We start from the raw sequence: 15,352 nt of genomic DNA, 5'->3' as shown, positions 1-15,352 counted from the left end.
CAGTGGCAGAGCCACGACCACCGGAACCTGAGTATCAGGATCAATGTCAGTGGTCGCGCCTATCGTCCTGCCATGGTCTTTTCGCTGCCCGAGGGGCTGCCTTCGGGGCGGTTCGAGCAACGCGGTCCGTCGGAGATCTGGATCTGCGACGAACTGCCCGACGATGTCGAGAAAGTCTGGGCGGATCTGCTCGGGCAGGCCCCGGTCACCGGGCTGCAGCCGCACCTGTGTTGGCCCGACGACCCGGCGCGCCCCGCAGATCCGGCCGCGGCCGACGCCGTACAGCTGGAGGAGGTCCTCGCGGCCGACTTCGGGGAGTACCGAAGGCGGCGGCTGCCGTACTGGTCGGATCCCGCCTCCGCGGAGCCGCCGGACGACACCCCGGAGGGCATCGAGCCCTGGCCGCACGATCCGGGGCCACCCTTCGCGAGCTGGCCGGGGCTCGCGCCCGCCGGGCCGGGCAGCGGGACCGGTCCGGGCCCCGAGGAGGCCGCGGGCCGGACCGCCGCCGAGCTCCTGCGCACCGATCCGTACGCGGCGTCCCTCAGGCTCGTCCTCGTCCCCGCCCGCAGCTCCGCCGACGTCCCGGCGGCGATCGGCTGGACCGACAGGCCGCCGATGCCGCTCATGGGCGCCCTGCTGCGGAGCTGGGAGGACCGGTTCGGGGCCCGGGTCGTGGCCGCGTACGGCGGTGAGCTGTATGTCTCCGTCGCCCGCCCGCCCCTCGACCCGTCGCACGCGGAGAGGCTCGCCCTGGAGCATGTGCTGTCCACCGCGGACAACATCGTGGACGACCCGCCGACATCCTTCCCGGAGTACGCACGCGAACTCCCCGGGCGGACCCAGTGGCGCTTCTGGTGGGACTGAAGAGGGGCGGGGAACTCGGTGCTGTCGGGCCTTCACGACCGTTCCTGGAGCCGCCGCGTCACCGTACGACCGACTTGCCTGGCCCGAAGGTTGTCAGCTGTAGTGGTAGCGGGCTTTGATGACCACGACGGCTTTCTCTTCGACTGCGTACACCAGGCGGTGTTCGTCATTGATCCGGCGGGACCAGAATCCCGACAGATCACCCTTCAGCGGTTCCGGCTTTCCGATCCCGGTGAAGGGATCGCGTCGGCAGTCGTCGATAACCTTCGCCAGACGTCGGCACATCTTGGGATCGGTCGTCGCCCAGTACACGAAGTCGTCCCATCCGTAGGGCGTGAACCGGATGTCCCTCACGCATCACCGTCCACCGCGCCGTACAGCTCGTCCATGGTCTTGTGGACCGTTTCCGTTCCCGCCTGGTAGTCCGCGATCGCCTTCATCAAGCGGGCGGCATTGGCCGGGGAGCGCAGGAGATACACCGTTTCCTGCCACGAACGGTAGTCGTCGGCGGACATCAGTACCGCATCACCGGACCGGGAGGTGATCTCGACGACAGTGTGGTCGTTGTTGACCCGCTCGATGAGGGGGAACAGAGTCTTCCTTGCCTCGCTGGCGCTTATCGACATGCCGAACATCACCCTCTCGTAAGTGGTACAGAAAAATCGTACCACTGTCGGTACAAGTTCTCGGTACCACACGTGATGACCGCGCAGGTGCTGCAGTGACGACCGCGGGTAGCCACGCGGACGCGCGGCGTTCTCCCAGCGCCACGGTTTCGTCCTGGCCGCCGAGAAGCCCACCGCTCCTCCGGCAGGGACCTGAACGGACAGGACTGGCGACTGGAGCTGACCGGCACGGGAGAGTGAGGGGGGTGGTCAAGTGGCGGCTCGGCTCATCCAGGCTCCCGGCTGGACCTCACCGACTCCACCGGGTGAGAGTAGGCGCATGAAACTGGCGTTCTCCACCCTCGGTGTCCCCGGCCTCCCCCTCACCGACGTGCTGCGGCTCGCGAGCACGTACGGCTATCACGGAGTAGAACTGCGCGCACATCCGGAGGAGCCGCTGCACCCCGGTGTCGGACTCGCCGAACGGGCCGACGCGGTCGCCGAGTTCAAGGCGGCCGGCGTGGAGGTCCTCGGTGTCGCCGGGTACGCGCGCGTGGCCGCGCCCGGCGACGACGAACCCGTGGTGGAGGAGATCCACCGCCTCCTGGACCTGGCCCGCGACCTCGGCGCCGGATACGTCCGCGTCTTCCCCGGCGCCGCCTCCGACCAGTCCCGCGAGGAGGCCGACGCCACGGCCGCCCGGCGGCTCGGTACGGCCGCGGAGTACGCCGGCGACCTCGACGTACGCATCCTCCTCGAAACCCATGACTCGCACCGCACGGGCGCCGACGCGATCCGGATCCTCGGCCCGGTCGGCCACCGTCAGGTCGGCGCGCTCTGGGACGTCATGCACACCTGGCTCGGCGGCGAACAGCCCTCCGAGACCTACGCGGCCCTCGCCCCGCACCTCGGATACGTCCAGGTCAAGGACATCGCCTCGGCCGACGACACCACCCCGGTCGCGCTCGGCGCCGGTGTCCTGCCGCTCTCGGAGTGCGTGGAGGTCCTCTCCCGGAACGGCTGGGACGGCTGGCTGTGCTGGGAGTACGAGAAGCGGTGGTACGAGGCGGCCGCACCGCTGGAGGAACTGCTGGAGGCGGGCCGCGAGCACCTGGCGCGACTCCTGAACGACTCCGCCTGACGGCGGGGAAGACAAACGGGTGGCCCCAGTGGGAACGGCCGGATAGCGTCCCGGGGTGCATCGACCCGCCCCTCCCCCGCTCCCCGCGTCATGAGCCTGAACCGTACGTTCCTCGATGTACGGCCGCTGCGCACCTCGCCGGTCTTCCGGCGGCTGCTGTTCGGGCGCACCGTGTCCACGCTCGGCTCCTTCATGACCATGGTGACCGTGATGTACCAGGTGTGGGACATGACCCACAGCGCGGTCTGGAGCGGGGCGGTCGGTGTCGCGCAGGCGGTGCCGATGGTCGGGGTCAGCCTCTTCGCCGGTGCCTGGGTCGACCGGGCCGACCGGCGCCGGGTGTACCTCACGGGCACCGTCGGCTCGGCGGCCTGCTCCCTGCTGCTGGCCGTGCAGGGCTTCGCCGGGCGCGCGCCGGTGCTGGTGGTCCTGCTGCTGGTCGCGGCGCAGACCTCCTTCGCCGCGCTCGGTGTGCCCGCCGCCGGGGTGTTCGTGCCGCGGCTGCTGCCCCGGGAGCAGGTGGCCGCCGGTCTCGCGCTCCAGCAGGTCACCGGTCAGGCGATGATGCTGGTCGGCCCGGCGGTCGCCGGGGTCGTGCTCGGCTGGTGGGGCATCGGCGTCTGCTACCTCCTGGACACCCTGAGCTTCACGATGTCCTTCTACGGCGCCTACGGCCTGCCCGCACTGCCGCCCGAGGGGGAGAAGTCCCGGCCCGGTCTGCACGGTGTCCTGGACGGGCTGCGTTTTCTCACCGGTCACCGGGTGGTGCGCGGCGCGCTGCTGACCGATCTGGCCGCCACCGTCCTGTCCATGCCGGTGAGCCTGTTCCCGCTGGTCAACGAGGAGCGCTTCGGCGGCGATCCGCGCACGCTCGGTCTGTTCCTGTCCGCGCTGGCCGCGGGCGGTGTCGCCGCGACGGTCTTCTCCGGCCCGGTCACCCGCCTGGCCCGTCCCGGCCCGGTGATGCTGTGCGCGTCGGCGACCTGGGGCGCGGCCCTGGCGCTGTTCGGCCTGACCACCAGCGCGTGGGCGGGCCTCGGCATGCTGGCCCTGGCCGGCGCGGCGGACGCCCTCGCCGTCCTGTCCCGTACGACCATCGTCCAGACCCACACCCCCGACGCCCTGCTCGGCCGGGTCACGGCCGCCGAGGCGATCGTCGGCCGGGCGGGCCCCCACCTCGGCAACCTGCGCGGCGGCCTGCTCGCGGGCTGGACCTCGGGCGTGACGGCACTGATCACGGGCGGGCTGATGTGTGTGGCGGCGGTGGGGTATGTGGGGGCGCGGACGCCTGAGTTGCGGGCGGTTCCGGTTGCGGACGAGGGGTGATCTCCGAGGTGGCGCTGGATCAGCTGCGTACCAACGCACGAGCCCAGACCGACTTCCCGAACTCTCGCTCCCGCACCTCCCAGGCATCGGCAAGCGCCTCCACGAAAAGCAGGCCGCGCCCCGAAGTGGACTCCGGGTCGAAGGACTTGACGACCGGACGGCAGGGCGAGCCGTCGGCCACCTCGACCTCGACGGCCTTCTCGCCGTCGTAGGTGAGGGAGACATCAAAGGTACGGCTCGGGGTCCGCGCGTGCCGTACGGCGTTGGCGGCCAGTTCCGTGAGGATCAGGGCGATCGTGTCGGCGGTGTCCTCGGGGATCGCCCAGGTGGAGAGGACGAGTTGGGCGCCGTGGCGGGCTTCGGCGACGTTCTCCGCGAGGGGCATGAAGCAGCGGCGCCAAATGCGGCAGTGACTTTCTGTGTTCACTCCATGACTGTCGGCCCTGGTCGCTACCTTCGACAGTGACGGAGTGTCGACGTCCGCACACGGCAACTGGGCTTGTGCGGGCGTTGACTGGTGTTGAGCCGCGTTGAGGGGGTCGTTGCGATGGGGCAGCCGAAGAAGACGTCGATGTCACCGGCCGCGCAGTACTTCGCTGAGGTGCTGCGACTGCTGCGGGTGTCGGCGGGGCTGTCACAAAACGAGTTGGGCGATCTGATGGCCTACTCGGGGGCGGCGGTGAGCGCGGTGGAGACCTGCGCGAAGCCCGCGACGGATGACTTCATCGAGGCCGCGGAGAAGGCGTTGGGCGCCGGGGGGTTGATCGCGGTGGCGGTCAAGTACCTGCGGCTGGAGAGGTATCCGGCGCATTTCCAGGGGTTCGTCCAGTTGGAACAGGAGGCCTTGAGCGTCTCGTCGTATTGCACGCAGCTCATTCATGGCCTGTTGCAGACCAAGGAATACGCTCGGGCGGTACTGGAGTGTGCGTTCCCACCCCTGGGGGACGACGAGGTCGAACAGCTCGTCTCTGCCCGCCTGGAGCGCAGGGCCTTGTTCGACCGCAGGCCGGTGTGCGTCATCAACGTCATCATCGAAGAGGCAGCGCTACGGCGGTGCGTCGGCGGCCTTGACGTCATGCGCGCGCAGTACGAGTACCTCCTGGCATGCGCGCAGAGGCCCAACGTCGTACTCCAGGTCATGCCGAGCAGCACGATCGGACATGCGGGCCTGCAGGGGCCGTTGACGGTTATCGACACCCCGGAGAACACCACCCTGGTGTACATGGAGGGCAACGGGAACAGCACGCTCGTCTCCAAGCCGGATGAGGTCGGCGTACTGGCTCGGCGCTATGCGATGATCAGAAGTCAGGCCCTCCAGCCGGAGGAATCCGCCGCCCTGATCGAGCAGTTGGCAGGTGAGCTATGACTGACCTGGCGTGGTTCAAGAGCAGCTACAGCGACTCCAGCGGCGGCGAATGCGTCGAGGTCGCCATAGCCTCCGCCATCCACATCCGCGACTCAAAGGCACCGACGGACCCTCACGTCACCGTCTCTCCGACCACCTGGATCACTTTCCTCGGTTCAATACCTCGCGAACGCCCGGCGGTTGCCCCGTAGGACCCGGTCCGCGAAGGTCACGTCGAGTTCGGTGACGTACCGGAAGCGGAGGGAGCGGCAAATGCCGTTCCACGGGCCGTTTCTGCTCGCCGGGAAGGCGTGCACGGTGCCCCGGCGGTCTTCGTTCCGCGCCTGTACGAGCAGCGCACGGACAGCACGCTTGCCCAGGCCCCGAACGTCGAACGTCGAACGTCGGCAGGGTCATCCAGCCGGTCTCCGAGAAGGGACCGTCATCCGTCTCGCGGGACGAAGCCCCCGTCACATCCCGGAGCCTCCGCGTCCGGGACGATCTCAGCCTCGGGTGATCACGGACCGAACGTCATGCGACTACGCCGAAACCCTGCGGCCAGGACGAGGCCCTCGGCGCCGCTTCACCCGTCACGACCCGGAGCGGGGTGGAGTGGGCGCGGTGGCTACGCCTATGAGTTCCACGTGGATGCCAAAACGTAGCCGTGTGCCCGCATCTGACGGGAGCACACCTGTTGCTCAACTCACACGTCCAGTGCCGTCTTGCACATACGAGCCTTACATGTGCTAACGGTTTGTCAATTTCGGACCGTGCGGTCGGTTTGCCGTCGATCCGAAGGAGAGCGCTTTCTCAATTCTTTGTTTCACGCAGCGTCAGATTTAGCACGCAGGGTAGCGGCGCCTTTGGAATGCTCCATTCCGGCGCGGTTGTGTGGAGGATGCGAAGGCATACGGGCTGGTGAGCCCTTCAATTCGCGCCAGTCGCCTGGTGCTCGTTTCGAGTGGTCGGGTGGCTGAACGCTCATTCACAGGGGGTTTTGCACGTGAGACGTGCACGTATGACGGTTGCTGGGGCGGTAGCGGGGGCAGTGCTGTCGCTGCTGGGCACGGGGGCGGCGTTCGCCGGTACGGGGCCGGCGCCCACGACGCAGGAGCGCTCGGCCGGTACGGAGGGTACGGAGGCGGGCAACCCCGCCAGCGCCGTGGCGACGGCGGCGGGGGTGTGCTCGGACGCGTATCAGATCGGCGAGACCGCCTACATCTACCGGGGGACCGAGAAGATCGCATCGGTCAAGCAGTTCTACTCGCCCGACTGCGATGAGAACTATGGCTACACCTGGGTGTGGAAGTCCTTCCTGGACAAGAACATCAACTTCAACCTCACCACCGGCGTGTGGTCCTACGACCGGGACTCCCTGGTCGGCAAGCGCCTGGTGCTGAACACCCACTCACAGGAGTTCTGGAGCAACGCCGCCGAGACCGTGGATGAGTGCACCTCCGGCTACGGCCAGATCGCCATCATCGACGAGCCCTCGAACGAGGTCCGCACCGAGAAGCGCTGCTGACCCGCGCACGCACCACCCATTCACCTTGAGTACGGGCCGGGGCGGCACCCCTGCACGGGTGCCGCCCCCTCAGGCCCTGCCTTCAGCGACTCTGACGCATCGGAGAGACCTTCGTGAATCCTCGCATGCCCGCATTACGGCCCCGCAGACACTGGTGGCCGCTGTCGATCCTTGCCGCGGCCACCGCGTCCGCCACCATCGCAGCCGCCGTGCCGGCCAACGCCGCACCCGCCGCCCCGCGAACCGCCACAGCAGCCGCCGCCGGCGTGAAGAGCACGCCGACGCCGCTGGGCGTGACCAGGGCGCCGGCCAGCAAGCCGGTGAAGGCCGCCGAGACCCGCGGCCCGCTGCTGAAATCCACCGCCGCCGACACGGGCGTCGTGGCCGTCGGCGTCGGACAGGTCCCCTGGGCGCAATTCTTCACCGCCCAGCTCTCGGACTCCGTCAGCGCCCAGATCAACTACGGCACCGGCAACCTCCTGGTGACGGTGGACGGCTTCGACATCCCCGACGCCGGTGCGGGCCTGTCCTACGGCAACACCTTCAACAGCCTCAACCAGTCCGGGTGGAACGCCACCACCGGCACCGACTACCGCATCACCGAGGCCGCCCCCGACGCCGTCGTCGTCCGGGGGCCCAGCGGGACCATGGCCGTCTTCCCCCGCTCCGGAACCGGCTTCACAGCGGCCAAGGGCTACAAACAGGACCTGACCGAAGCCTCGGACAAGAAGTCCTTCACCCTCACCAGCCGCCGCACAGGGGAGAAGACCACCTTCACCCGCTCCGGCACCACCGGCGACGCGCTGATCTCGAAGGTGGAGGACAAGAACGGCAACGCCACGACCGTCACCTACTCCGGCGCCTTCACCTCCAAGATCACCTCAGCCTCGGGACGCACCCTGACGCTGACGAACGACGGCAAGCACATCACGAAGGTCACCGACAACACCGGCCGGACGATCAGCTACAGCTACACCGGTGACCTGATCAAGACCTTCACCGACACCGACAGCAAGACCACCGTCTTCGACTACGACACCTCCAGCCGCCTGGTCAAGGTGACCACGCCGGAGGGCCGGCAGACGAAGTTCACCTGGGACAGCACCAAGGCCGCCTCCATCAACCGGGTGGTCAACAACGCGACGGGTGCCGGCAACACCACCGTCTTCACCTGGCTGCTGCCCGCGGACAACACCAACAGCGAGGGCTACGTCCAGATCACCGACCCGCGCGGGAACAACACCCTCCAGACGGTCGACGGCTACTGGCGCACCAAGCAGACCGAGGACCCCCTGCACCACACGCGCTCCAAGTCCTGGGGCCCGGACAACGACATCGCCACCGCCACCGACGCGATGGGCGCCGCCCCCGAGGACGGCAACGTCACCAGCTACACGTACGACTCCGCCTTCAACCCCACCACGGTCACCATCCCAACGGGGGCCTCGGCAACGGCGACGTGGGTGAAGAAGGGCAGCGGCTACTTCCCCGAAACCACCACCTCGGCATCGGCGGAGAAGACCACCAACGCTTACGACACCTCCGGAAACCTGCTGACCTCAACGGACTCCACCTCCGGCGGCACCGCCGCGTCGTGGACGTACACCTACAACCCCAAGTCCGGGACGATGGACTGCGGCGGCCTGCCCGGCCAGCGCTGCACCGCCACCGACCCGCGGGAGAAGAAGACCAGCTACGAGTACGACTCCAAGGGCAACCTCACCAAGGTCACCCCGCCGAGCCCGCTCAAGCCGATCACCTACACCTACGACGAGCTGGGCCGCCAGAAGACAGCGACCGACGGCCGCTCCATCACCACCACCTACACCTACGACAACCGCGACCGCGTCAAGACACAGGTGGCGGGCTCGGCGTCCGCGTCCTTCACCTACGACGCCGACGGCAACCTCACCACCCGTACCGCGCCGGGCGGGACGTCGACGTTCACCTACGACGAGCAGAACCGCGAACGCACCCGCACCCTGCCCGGCACCGGCACGACATCGCTCACCTACGACGCCACCGGCAACGTCGCCACCGCCACCGACTCCGGCGGCACCGTCACCTACGGCTACGACGACGCCAACGAGCTGACCTCCGTCACCGAACCCGGCGGGGCGAAGACATCGTTCGAGTACGACAAGAACGGCAAGCGAACCAAGACCACCTTCCCCGGGGGCACCACCCAGACCGTCACCCCCGACAACTCCAACCGCCCGACCAAGATCGAGGTCAAAAACGGCTCGACCACGCTTTCGTCGATCTCCTACGACTACGCCAACGCGGGCAAGGACACCGACAAGATCCGCAAGCGCACCACCGACGGCGCCGCCACCACCTATACCTACGACACGGTGGGCCGCCTGACGAAGGCCGTGGAGACCAAGAACGGCTCGACCACCGCCGGCTGGTCCTACTGCTACGACAAGGCAGGCAACCGCACCGGCCGCTCCTCAGGCACCAGCCTGCCCTCAACCTGCGACGACGCCGCCCAGAAGGCCGAGTACAACGACGCCGGTGAGCTGACCTCCTTCAACGGCAACACCGGCTTCACCTACGACGGCGTCGGCAACGAGACCTCCGCCGCCAGCCCCACCGGAACCCGCACCGCCGAGACCTGGACCCCCTTCACCCAACTCGGCACCTACACCCAGTCCGGTGCCACCACCGACCACACCTACGCCGGCACCGACAACACCCAGCGACTCACCCGCAACGCCACCGCCTTCACCAACTCCGCCGTCGGCCTCAGCAACGAGAACACCTCCGGCACCGCCACCGGTTTCGTCCGGGAACCCTCGGGCACGCTGGTGGCCATGAGGAGCGGGGGCAGCAGCCAGTACTACCTCACCGATGCCCAGAACTCGGTCATCGGCCTGGTCGACACCACGGGCAAGCGCACCGCGACGTACGCCTACGGCCCCTACGGCGAGGCGCGCACCAACACCGGCACCCAGCAGCCCTACCGCTACGCGGGCACCTACCTCGACCCGACAGGGCTGTACAAGATGGGCGCCCGCTACTACGACCCCAACCTCGGCCGCTTCACCCAGCCCGACCCCAGCGGCAAGGAGCGAAATCCCTACCTGTACGCGGGCGGTGACCCCGTCAACAACACCGATCCCACTGGGCTCGCAGCCGTGGACTGGCTGGGTCCTGTAGGGGACATCGCCCAGGCCGGTTATCACCTTGCGACTGGTGATACTCAGGGACTGTGGGGGGACGTAGCCGGACTCGCAGCTGGCGCAGCCGCCGGGTTCGCATGCGAAGCCATAGCAGCGGCAGGGGCAATTCCCACCCTGGGAGCATCCGAAGCGGCGGGACAACCGCTGTGCTACGCGGCCGCCTGGGGCGCCAGTACCGGTGTTTCGAATCTGATCGGCGGATAGTTTCTGTTTCGCAGGCGGGGCAGCTCATCTGCTGCCCCACCTCTATCAAAAGGAATTTCAGTCATGTCACACCCTGGCCCATCAGCAGAGCAGCAGGCACGCAGTCGCATGTTCTTTACGATGTCCTCTATTGCTTTCGCAGTTCTAGCAATTTCAGGAATTGCTTTGGGAATCATGGGAAACGGGGCCGGATGGATCCTGCTCGTGGTCTCTGCTGTGCTGTGGGTGGGAATGTATTTGGTGCTCAGGTTCACGCGCGGGTCACAACCGTAGCGGTCGGCCAGTTCTGGGCGCGCGCGTGGGCCGGGCCGGCGACGAGGACGACGTCGGCGTGCATGCTGCGGCCCCGCAGCCGTTTCTGAGCCGGCAGACCCTCCCAGCCTGCGGTCTGCCGACGCTGGTAGTCCGCGAGCTCCTCTCGGCGTGTGAGGCTGCAGAGGAGAGGATTCGTGATTAACGGTGAATCCAGGCAAATGCTGAAACTTCCAGCCCTGACCATAATGGTTTGCGCGCTGATCATGACGGTCGCGGTGGTAGTGACGGTCATCAACGGAGCGCACTTTGTTCCCATCACGGGTCGACGCTGATGAACGTGCGGGTGGCGTCGAAGGGGTGGTGGAGGTACTGGTGTCGAGGTGGGCCTCGGTGGCGCCGAGGTAGAGGCGCCCAGGGCGCAGTCTTCGTGGATTCCGCTCCGACCAACCGATCAGCGCACGCAGGTGCCCCAACTACCCCCGCCGCCCCACAAACCCCGCCACCCGCTCCCCCAACCGCTCCCGGCACCCCGGCCACTCCTCCGCCGTGATCGAGAAGATCGCCGAGTCCCGCAGCCGGCCCTCCTCGCCGGGGGCCCAGGAGCGGGACCAGTTGCGCAGGATGCCCTCGAAGCGGGCGCCGACGCTCTCGATGGCGGCCCGGGAGCGTGCGTTGCGGGCGTCCGTCTTCAGGTCGACCCGGGAGACGCCCCACGTCTCGAAGGCGTGCCGGAAGAGCAGCAGCTTGGCCTCCGCGTTGATGCCGGTGCCCTGGGCCGAGCCCGCCAGCCAGGTGAAACCGACCTCGACGGCGTCGAGGCGGTCGTCCGAGAGCCAGCACCGCGGCTCCCAGAACGACGTGGCTCCCACCGCCCGCCCCGAGGCCACCGAGACCTGCGCGTACGGCGCCAGCCGTCCCGTCGCCGCTCGCGCGAGCTGCGCGTCGACGTAGTCACCGACCTCGTCGGCCCTCGGCACCCAGGTGAACGCGTACGTACCGCGGTTCTCCTCCGCCGCCACGGCCAGGTCGGCCGTGTGCCCGTGGTCCAGCGGCTCCAGGCGCACCAACTCGCCTGCCAGGACCGGTCCTTCCAGCTGGAAACTCAACGCCTGTTCAACTCCCGATGGTCCTGCGCAGCTCCGCGAACGCCTCGTGGAAAGCGGGGAAAGTCTTGCGTACGCATCCCGGGTCGTCGAACGAGATTCCCGGTACCCGAAGGCCGGTGACCGCGAAGGACATCACGATGCGGTGGTCGCCGTACGTCGTGATGCGGGTGTCGGCCGACGCGGCGGTCCCAGGGTGGATCTCGATCCAGTCCGGACCCGTCGCCACCTCCACCCCCAACCGCCGCAGGTTCTCCGCGCAGGCCTCCAGGCGGTCGCACTCCTTCACGCGGGTGTTGGCCACGTCCTCGATGCGGACGGGGGACGAGGCGAAGGGGGCGATCGCCGCGACTGTCGGCATGGTGTCCGAGATGTCCCGCATGTTGACCGTCAGGCCGCGCAGTTCGCCGGTGCCCCGGACCGTGGTGGCGTCGGCGCGGACGGACACCTCGGCGCCCATCCGCCGCAGTACGTCCACGAAGCCGAGGTCGCCCTGGAGCGCGCCCGTGCCCAGCCCCGGGACCGTCACCTCCGCGCCCGGGGTCAGCGCCGCCGCCGCGAAGAAGTAGCTCGCCGTGGACGCGTCCGGCTCGATCGCGTAGGTCGTTGCGCGGTAACCGCCCGGCGGGACCACGAAGACGTCACCCTCCCTCGCCACCTCCACCCCGAACGCCCGCATCATCGCGAGGGTGATCTCGACGTACGGCGCCGACACCAGGTCCGTGACCCGGATGCGCAGGCCCCGGCGGGTCAGCGGGCCCAGCAGCAGGAGCGCGGTGAGGTACTGGGAGGACTGGCCCGCGTCCAGCGTCACCTCGCCGCCCTCCACGCCCGCCGCCCGTACCGTCAGCGGATGATGCCCCTCCGCCTCCTCGTGCCGCAGGTCGACGCCCAGATCCCGCAGCGCACGTGACAGCGGCAGCAGAGGGCGCCTGCGCATCTGGGGCGAGGCGTCGAAGCGGTACGTGCCGTGGCCGGCCGCGGCGAGGGTGGGCAGGAAGCGGGCGGTCGTCGCGCCGTCCCGGCAGTACACGTCCGCCTCGGCGACCGCCGGTCCCTGCGGGCGGCCGTCCACCTGCCAGGCGTCCGGGGTACGGCCCACCCGGTAGCCGAGCCGCACCAGGCCCTCGGCGAAGCCCTCCGTGTCGTCCGAGCGCAGGGGGCGTACGAGGGTGGTCACTCCGTCGGCCGCGGCGGCCAGGAAGAGGGCGCGGGCGGTGATGGACTTCGAGCCGGGGAGGGAGAGGGGCTGCGTGGCGGGCGTGTCGGCGGGCATGCCCCTCATGATCGCCCCGCGAGCGGCTCCGAGGCGGCAACGTCCACGAAATGGACCCCGTTCAGGCGCGCCGCCCGGAGCGTGGCCCCCGCCTCCACCGGTCGTCCGGCAGCGGCGCCCTGCGGTCCGTCTGGACCTGGAGCTGGCAGTACGAGTCGGCCGCCGTCCCGTGCCACACCTCGTCGTGCGCCGCCAGCGCCCCGCGCAGGGCGCCACCGGCCGTGCCCCGTCTGCGGACGTGTCCGGCCAGGGCCGTGAAGAGGCCGAGCACGACGACGAGAGCACCGATGAGGAGCAGGAGCGGCATCAACTGACCCATACAGCGACCCTACGCGGGACAAGTCGCCGCCCCATCCGTCCCGTTGGCCCCGCCCTCACCAACTTGGGGAAATCGGACCACTGCCGGGAACCCCGCCCCGCCCCCGCTCGTCCCATCGGCAAGCTGCCGGAGAGTCACCGCGGTACGGCGTCGGCCTCGCTGCTGGCTGCGAACGCTGACCAACCCTCTCCTCCGTACTGCGGCCGGCAGCACGCCGTCATCGGCGCGCCCCCCTCCAACTGCGCCGATGGCGGCCCCTCCCTGGTTACTGTGCACTCCCTTGACTGGCAGAAACTTCCCGGTTATTGGTGACTTCTCGGAAGTTTCCTTCAGCGGATCACCTCCGGAAGGAGCGCACGTGCCCTCCAGACGTACCGTCCTCGCCGCCACGGCAGGCACCGCCGCCTCGCTGGCCCTCAGCGGGACCGCCCACGCGGACGACCACAAGCGCGACAGCAGGCTCCGCTCCCTCGTCTCCCGTATGACGCTCGAGGAGAAGGTCGGCCAGCTCTTCGTGATGCGGGTCTACGGCCACTCCGCGACCGCCCCCGACCAGGCCGACATCGACGCCAACCTCAAGGAGATCGGCGTCCGCACGGCCGCCGAGATGATCGCCCGGTATCGGGTGGGCGGGATCATCTACTTCACCTGGGCGCACAACACCCGTGATCCGCACCAGATCGCCGACCTGTCCAACGGCATCCAGCAGGCGTCCCTGCGGCAGCCACGCGGACTGCCGGTCCTCATCTCCACCGACCAGGAGCACGGGATCGTCTGCCGCGTCGGTGAACCCGCCACCCTCTTCCCGGGCGCCATGGCGATGGGTGCGGGTGGATCGCGGAGGGACGCCCGCACCCTCGGCCGGATCGCGGGGCAGGAACTGCGGGCCATCGGCATCCGGCAGAACTACTCCCCCGTCGCCGACGTCAACGTCAACCCCGCCAACCCGGTCATCGGCGTGCGCTCCTTCGGTGCCGATCCTCAAGCAGTCGCCGGGCTCGTGGCCGCCGAGGTCGCCGGCTACCAGGGTGCCGGGGTCGCCGCGACCGCCAAGCACTTCCCGGGGCACGGGGACACCGCGGTCGACAGCCACTACGGCTTCCCGGTCATCACCCACAGCCGGGAACTGTGGGAGAAACTGGACGCCGTCCCCTTCCGGGCCGCGATCCGGACCGGCATCGACTCGATCATGACCGCGCACATCCAGTTCCCGGCCCTCGACCCCTCCGGCGACCCGGCCACCCTCTCCCACCCGATCCTCACCGGCATCCTGCGCGGCGAACTCGGCTACGACGGGGTCGTGGTCACGGACTCCCTCGGCATGGAGGGCGTCCGCACGAAGTACGGCGACGACCGCGTCCCCGTCCTCGCCCTCAAGGCCGGTGTCGACCAGCTCCTCAACCCGCCCTCCCTGGACGTGGCGTGGAACGCCGTCCTGAGGGCCGTACGGGACGGAGAACTCACCGAGGCGCGGCTGGACGAGTCGGTCCTGCGGATCCTGCGGCTCAAGGCCCGGCGGCGGCTGTTCGAGGAGCCGTACGTCAGCCAGGGCGGTGTCACCCGGACCGTCGGAACCCCGGCCCACCTCGCCGTGGCCGACCGGATCGCCGAGCGCACGACGACGCTGCTGGTCAACGAGGAGCGGCTGCTGCCCCTGTCCCGCCGTACCCACCGCAGGCTGCTCGTCGTGGGCGCCGACCCCGCCTCACCCTCCGGTACGACGGGCCCGCCCACCGGCGTCCTCGCCGCCGCCCTCACCGAACTGGGCTTCACGGCCACCGCCCTGTCGACCGGTACGGCACCCACTGCGGCCGTCGTCGACCGGGCCGTCGCCGCGGCACAGGACGCGGACGCGGTGATCGTGGGGACGTACAACATCACGGTCGCCCAGAAGACGCTCGTCGAGCGGCTCGTGGCGACCGGGAGGCCGGTCGTGGCGATCGCGATCCGCAATCCCTACGACGTGGCCCAACTGCCCACCGTGCCGGTTTACTTGGCGGCCTACTCCTGGACCGACGTCGAACTGCGGGCGGCCGCGCGGGTGATTGCCGGGAAGGCGGCACCGCGCGGGAGGCTCCCGGTGCCGGTGCAGCGGGCGGACGACCCGGCGCGGGTGCTGTACCCGGTCGGGTACGGGCTGTCGTACGGCCGGTAGCGCGCCGGGCGTATTTACCGTACGACTCGCAACTCGTACATCACCC

At 69.2% G+C, this 15,352-nt stretch carries 15 protein-coding genes; 8 read left to right on the top strand and 7 right to left on the bottom strand.

Annotation, left to right across the window (positions count from 1 at the left end; all coding sequences use genetic code 11):
* Positions 1–72 precede the first annotated feature (72 nt).
* Positions 73–867, top strand: coding sequence for a DUF4253 domain-containing protein (locus ACFVYN_RS27320; RefSeq protein WP_390002786.1), 795 nt, complete (start codon positions 73–75; stop codon positions 865–867).
* 93 nt (positions 868–960) lie between these two features.
* Here ACFVYN_RS27320 and ACFVYN_RS27315 read toward each other — a convergent pair whose 3' ends face one another.
* Positions 961–1,221, bottom strand: coding sequence for a Txe/YoeB family addiction module toxin (locus tag ACFVYN_RS27315; RefSeq protein WP_390002783.1), 261 nt, complete (start codon positions 1,219–1,221; stop codon positions 961–963).
* Positions 1,218–1,493, bottom strand: a complete 276-nt coding sequence (locus ACFVYN_RS27310) for a type II toxin-antitoxin system Phd/YefM family antitoxin (protein WP_390002780.1) — start codon at positions 1,491–1,493, stop codon at positions 1,218–1,220. Before ACFVYN_RS27310 ends, ACFVYN_RS27315 begins: the two co-directional genes overlap by 4 nt.
* A 319-nt stretch (positions 1,494–1,812) precedes the next feature.
* Between ACFVYN_RS27310 and ACFVYN_RS27305 the strand changes: the two genes are divergently transcribed.
* The gene (locus ACFVYN_RS27305; RefSeq protein ID WP_390002777.1) at positions 1,813–2,613 is read left to right on the top strand and encodes a sugar phosphate isomerase/epimerase family protein; all 801 of its coding nucleotides are present in this window, start codon (positions 1,813–1,815) and stop codon (positions 2,611–2,613) included.
* A 90-nt stretch (positions 2,614–2,703) separates the two neighbouring features.
* A complete protein-coding gene (locus ACFVYN_RS27300; RefSeq protein WP_390002774.1) occupies positions 2,704–3,939 on the top strand; it encodes an MFS transporter in 1,236 nt (411 codons plus the stop codon).
* A 19-nt stretch (positions 3,940–3,958) separates the two neighbouring features.
* Here ACFVYN_RS27300 and ACFVYN_RS27295 read toward each other — a convergent pair whose 3' ends face one another.
* Positions 3,959–4,366, bottom strand: a complete 408-nt coding sequence (locus tag ACFVYN_RS27295; RefSeq protein WP_390002771.1) for an ATP-binding protein — start codon at positions 4,364–4,366, stop codon at positions 3,959–3,961.
* A 120-nt stretch (positions 4,367–4,486) separates the two neighbouring features.
* On the opposite strand from ACFVYN_RS27295, the gene ACFVYN_RS27290 reads away from it, so the two are divergent.
* The 4 genes from ACFVYN_RS27290 (at position 4,487) to ACFVYN_RS27275 (ending at position 10,198) form a co-directional block, all read left to right on the top strand.
* The gene (locus ACFVYN_RS27290) at positions 4,487–5,305 is read left to right on the top strand and encodes a Scr1 family TA system antitoxin-like transcriptional regulator (RefSeq protein ID WP_390002767.1); all 819 of its coding nucleotides are present in this window, start codon (positions 4,487–4,489) and stop codon (positions 5,303–5,305) included.
* Positions 5,302–5,496: a DUF397 domain-containing protein gene (locus ACFVYN_RS27285; protein WP_390002764.1), complete on the top strand. Its 195-nt coding sequence runs from the start codon at positions 5,302–5,304 to the stop codon at positions 5,494–5,496. Before ACFVYN_RS27290 ends, ACFVYN_RS27285 begins: the two co-directional genes overlap by 4 nt.
* A 791-nt stretch (positions 5,497–6,287) precedes the next feature.
* Positions 6,288–6,809 (top strand): hypothetical protein, encoded by a 522-nt coding sequence (locus ACFVYN_RS27280; protein ID WP_390002760.1) that lies wholly within the window; start codon positions 6,288–6,290, stop codon positions 6,807–6,809.
* 125 nt (positions 6,810–6,934) lie between these two features.
* Positions 6,935–10,198, top strand: a complete 3,264-nt coding sequence (locus tag ACFVYN_RS27275) for an RHS repeat-associated core domain-containing protein (protein ID WP_390002757.1) — start codon at positions 6,935–6,937, stop codon at positions 10,196–10,198.
* A gap of 250 nt (positions 10,199–10,448) precedes the next feature.
* On the opposite strand, the gene ACFVYN_RS27270 is transcribed toward ACFVYN_RS27275, so the two are convergent.
* From ACFVYN_RS27270 to ACFVYN_RS27255, 4 genes are all read right to left on the bottom strand, one after another.
* Positions 10,449–10,745, bottom strand: a complete 297-nt coding sequence (locus tag ACFVYN_RS27270; protein ID WP_390002754.1) for a hypothetical protein — start codon at positions 10,743–10,745, stop codon at positions 10,449–10,451.
* Between the two features lie 181 nt (positions 10,746–10,926).
* Positions 10,927–11,559, bottom strand: coding sequence for a GNAT family N-acetyltransferase (locus ACFVYN_RS27265; protein ID WP_390002751.1), 633 nt, complete (start codon positions 11,557–11,559; stop codon positions 10,927–10,929).
* Positions 11,560–11,566: 7 nt separating this feature from the next.
* Complete coding sequence (gene aroA / locus ACFVYN_RS27260) at positions 11,567–12,832, bottom strand: 3-phosphoshikimate 1-carboxyvinyltransferase (RefSeq protein ID WP_390002748.1); 1,266 nt, start codon at positions 12,830–12,832, stop codon at positions 11,567–11,569.
* A gap of 61 nt (positions 12,833–12,893) precedes the next feature.
* Positions 12,894–13,151, bottom strand: coding sequence for a hypothetical protein (locus ACFVYN_RS27255; protein WP_390002745.1), 258 nt, complete (start codon positions 13,149–13,151; stop codon positions 12,894–12,896).
* Between the two features lie 358 nt (positions 13,152–13,509).
* Here ACFVYN_RS27255 and ACFVYN_RS27250 point away from each other — a divergent pair, with 358 nt between their 5' ends.
* Positions 13,510–15,306, top strand: a complete 1,797-nt coding sequence (locus ACFVYN_RS27250; protein ID WP_390002742.1) for a glycoside hydrolase family 3 protein — start codon at positions 13,510–13,512, stop codon at positions 15,304–15,306.
* Positions 15,307–15,352 lie beyond the last annotated feature (46 nt).

It is taken from the genome of Streptomyces sp. NPDC058307 (assembly GCF_042880295.1).
Lineage (GTDB): Bacteria > Actinomycetota > Actinomycetes > Streptomycetales > Streptomycetaceae > Streptomyces.
Note: the sequence above shows the minus strand (reverse complement) of the source record. Positions and strands in the feature narration are given on the sequence as shown.

Excerpts from the sequence above, each read along its gene's own strand:
- ACFVYN_RS27320 (WP_390002786.1), top strand. The coding sequence starts at position 73 with ATGGTCTTTTCGCTGCCCGAGGGGCTGCCTTCGGGGCGGTTCGAGCAA.
- ACFVYN_RS27310 (WP_390002780.1), bottom strand. The coding sequence starts at position 1,493 with ATGTCGATAAGCGCCAGCGAGGCAAGGAAGACTCTGTTCCCCCTCATC.
- ACFVYN_RS27305 (WP_390002777.1), top strand. The coding sequence starts at position 1,813 with ATGAAACTGGCGTTCTCCACCCTCGGTGTCCCCGGCCTCCCCCTCACC.
- ACFVYN_RS27300 (WP_390002774.1), top strand. The coding sequence starts at position 2,704 with ATGAGCCTGAACCGTACGTTCCTCGATGTACGGCCGCTGCGCACCTCG.
- ACFVYN_RS27290 (WP_390002767.1), top strand. The coding sequence starts at position 4,487 with ATGGGGCAGCCGAAGAAGACGTCGATGTCACCGGCCGCGCAGTACTTC.
- ACFVYN_RS27285 (WP_390002764.1), top strand. The coding sequence starts at position 5,302 with ATGACTGACCTGGCGTGGTTCAAGAGCAGCTACAGCGACTCCAGCGGC.
- ACFVYN_RS27275 (WP_390002757.1), top strand. The coding sequence starts at position 6,935 with ATGCCCGCATTACGGCCCCGCAGACACTGGTGGCCGCTGTCGATCCTT.
- ACFVYN_RS27270 (WP_390002754.1), bottom strand. The coding sequence starts at position 10,745 with ATGACCGTCACTACCACCGCGACCGTCATGATCAGCGCGCAAACCATT.
- aroA (WP_390002748.1), bottom strand. The coding sequence starts at position 12,832 with ATGCCCGCCGACACGCCCGCCACGCAGCCCCTCTCCCTCCCCGGCTCG.
- ACFVYN_RS27255 (WP_390002745.1), bottom strand. The coding sequence starts at position 13,151 with ATGGGTCAGTTGATGCCGCTCCTGCTCCTCATCGGTGCTCTCGTCGTC.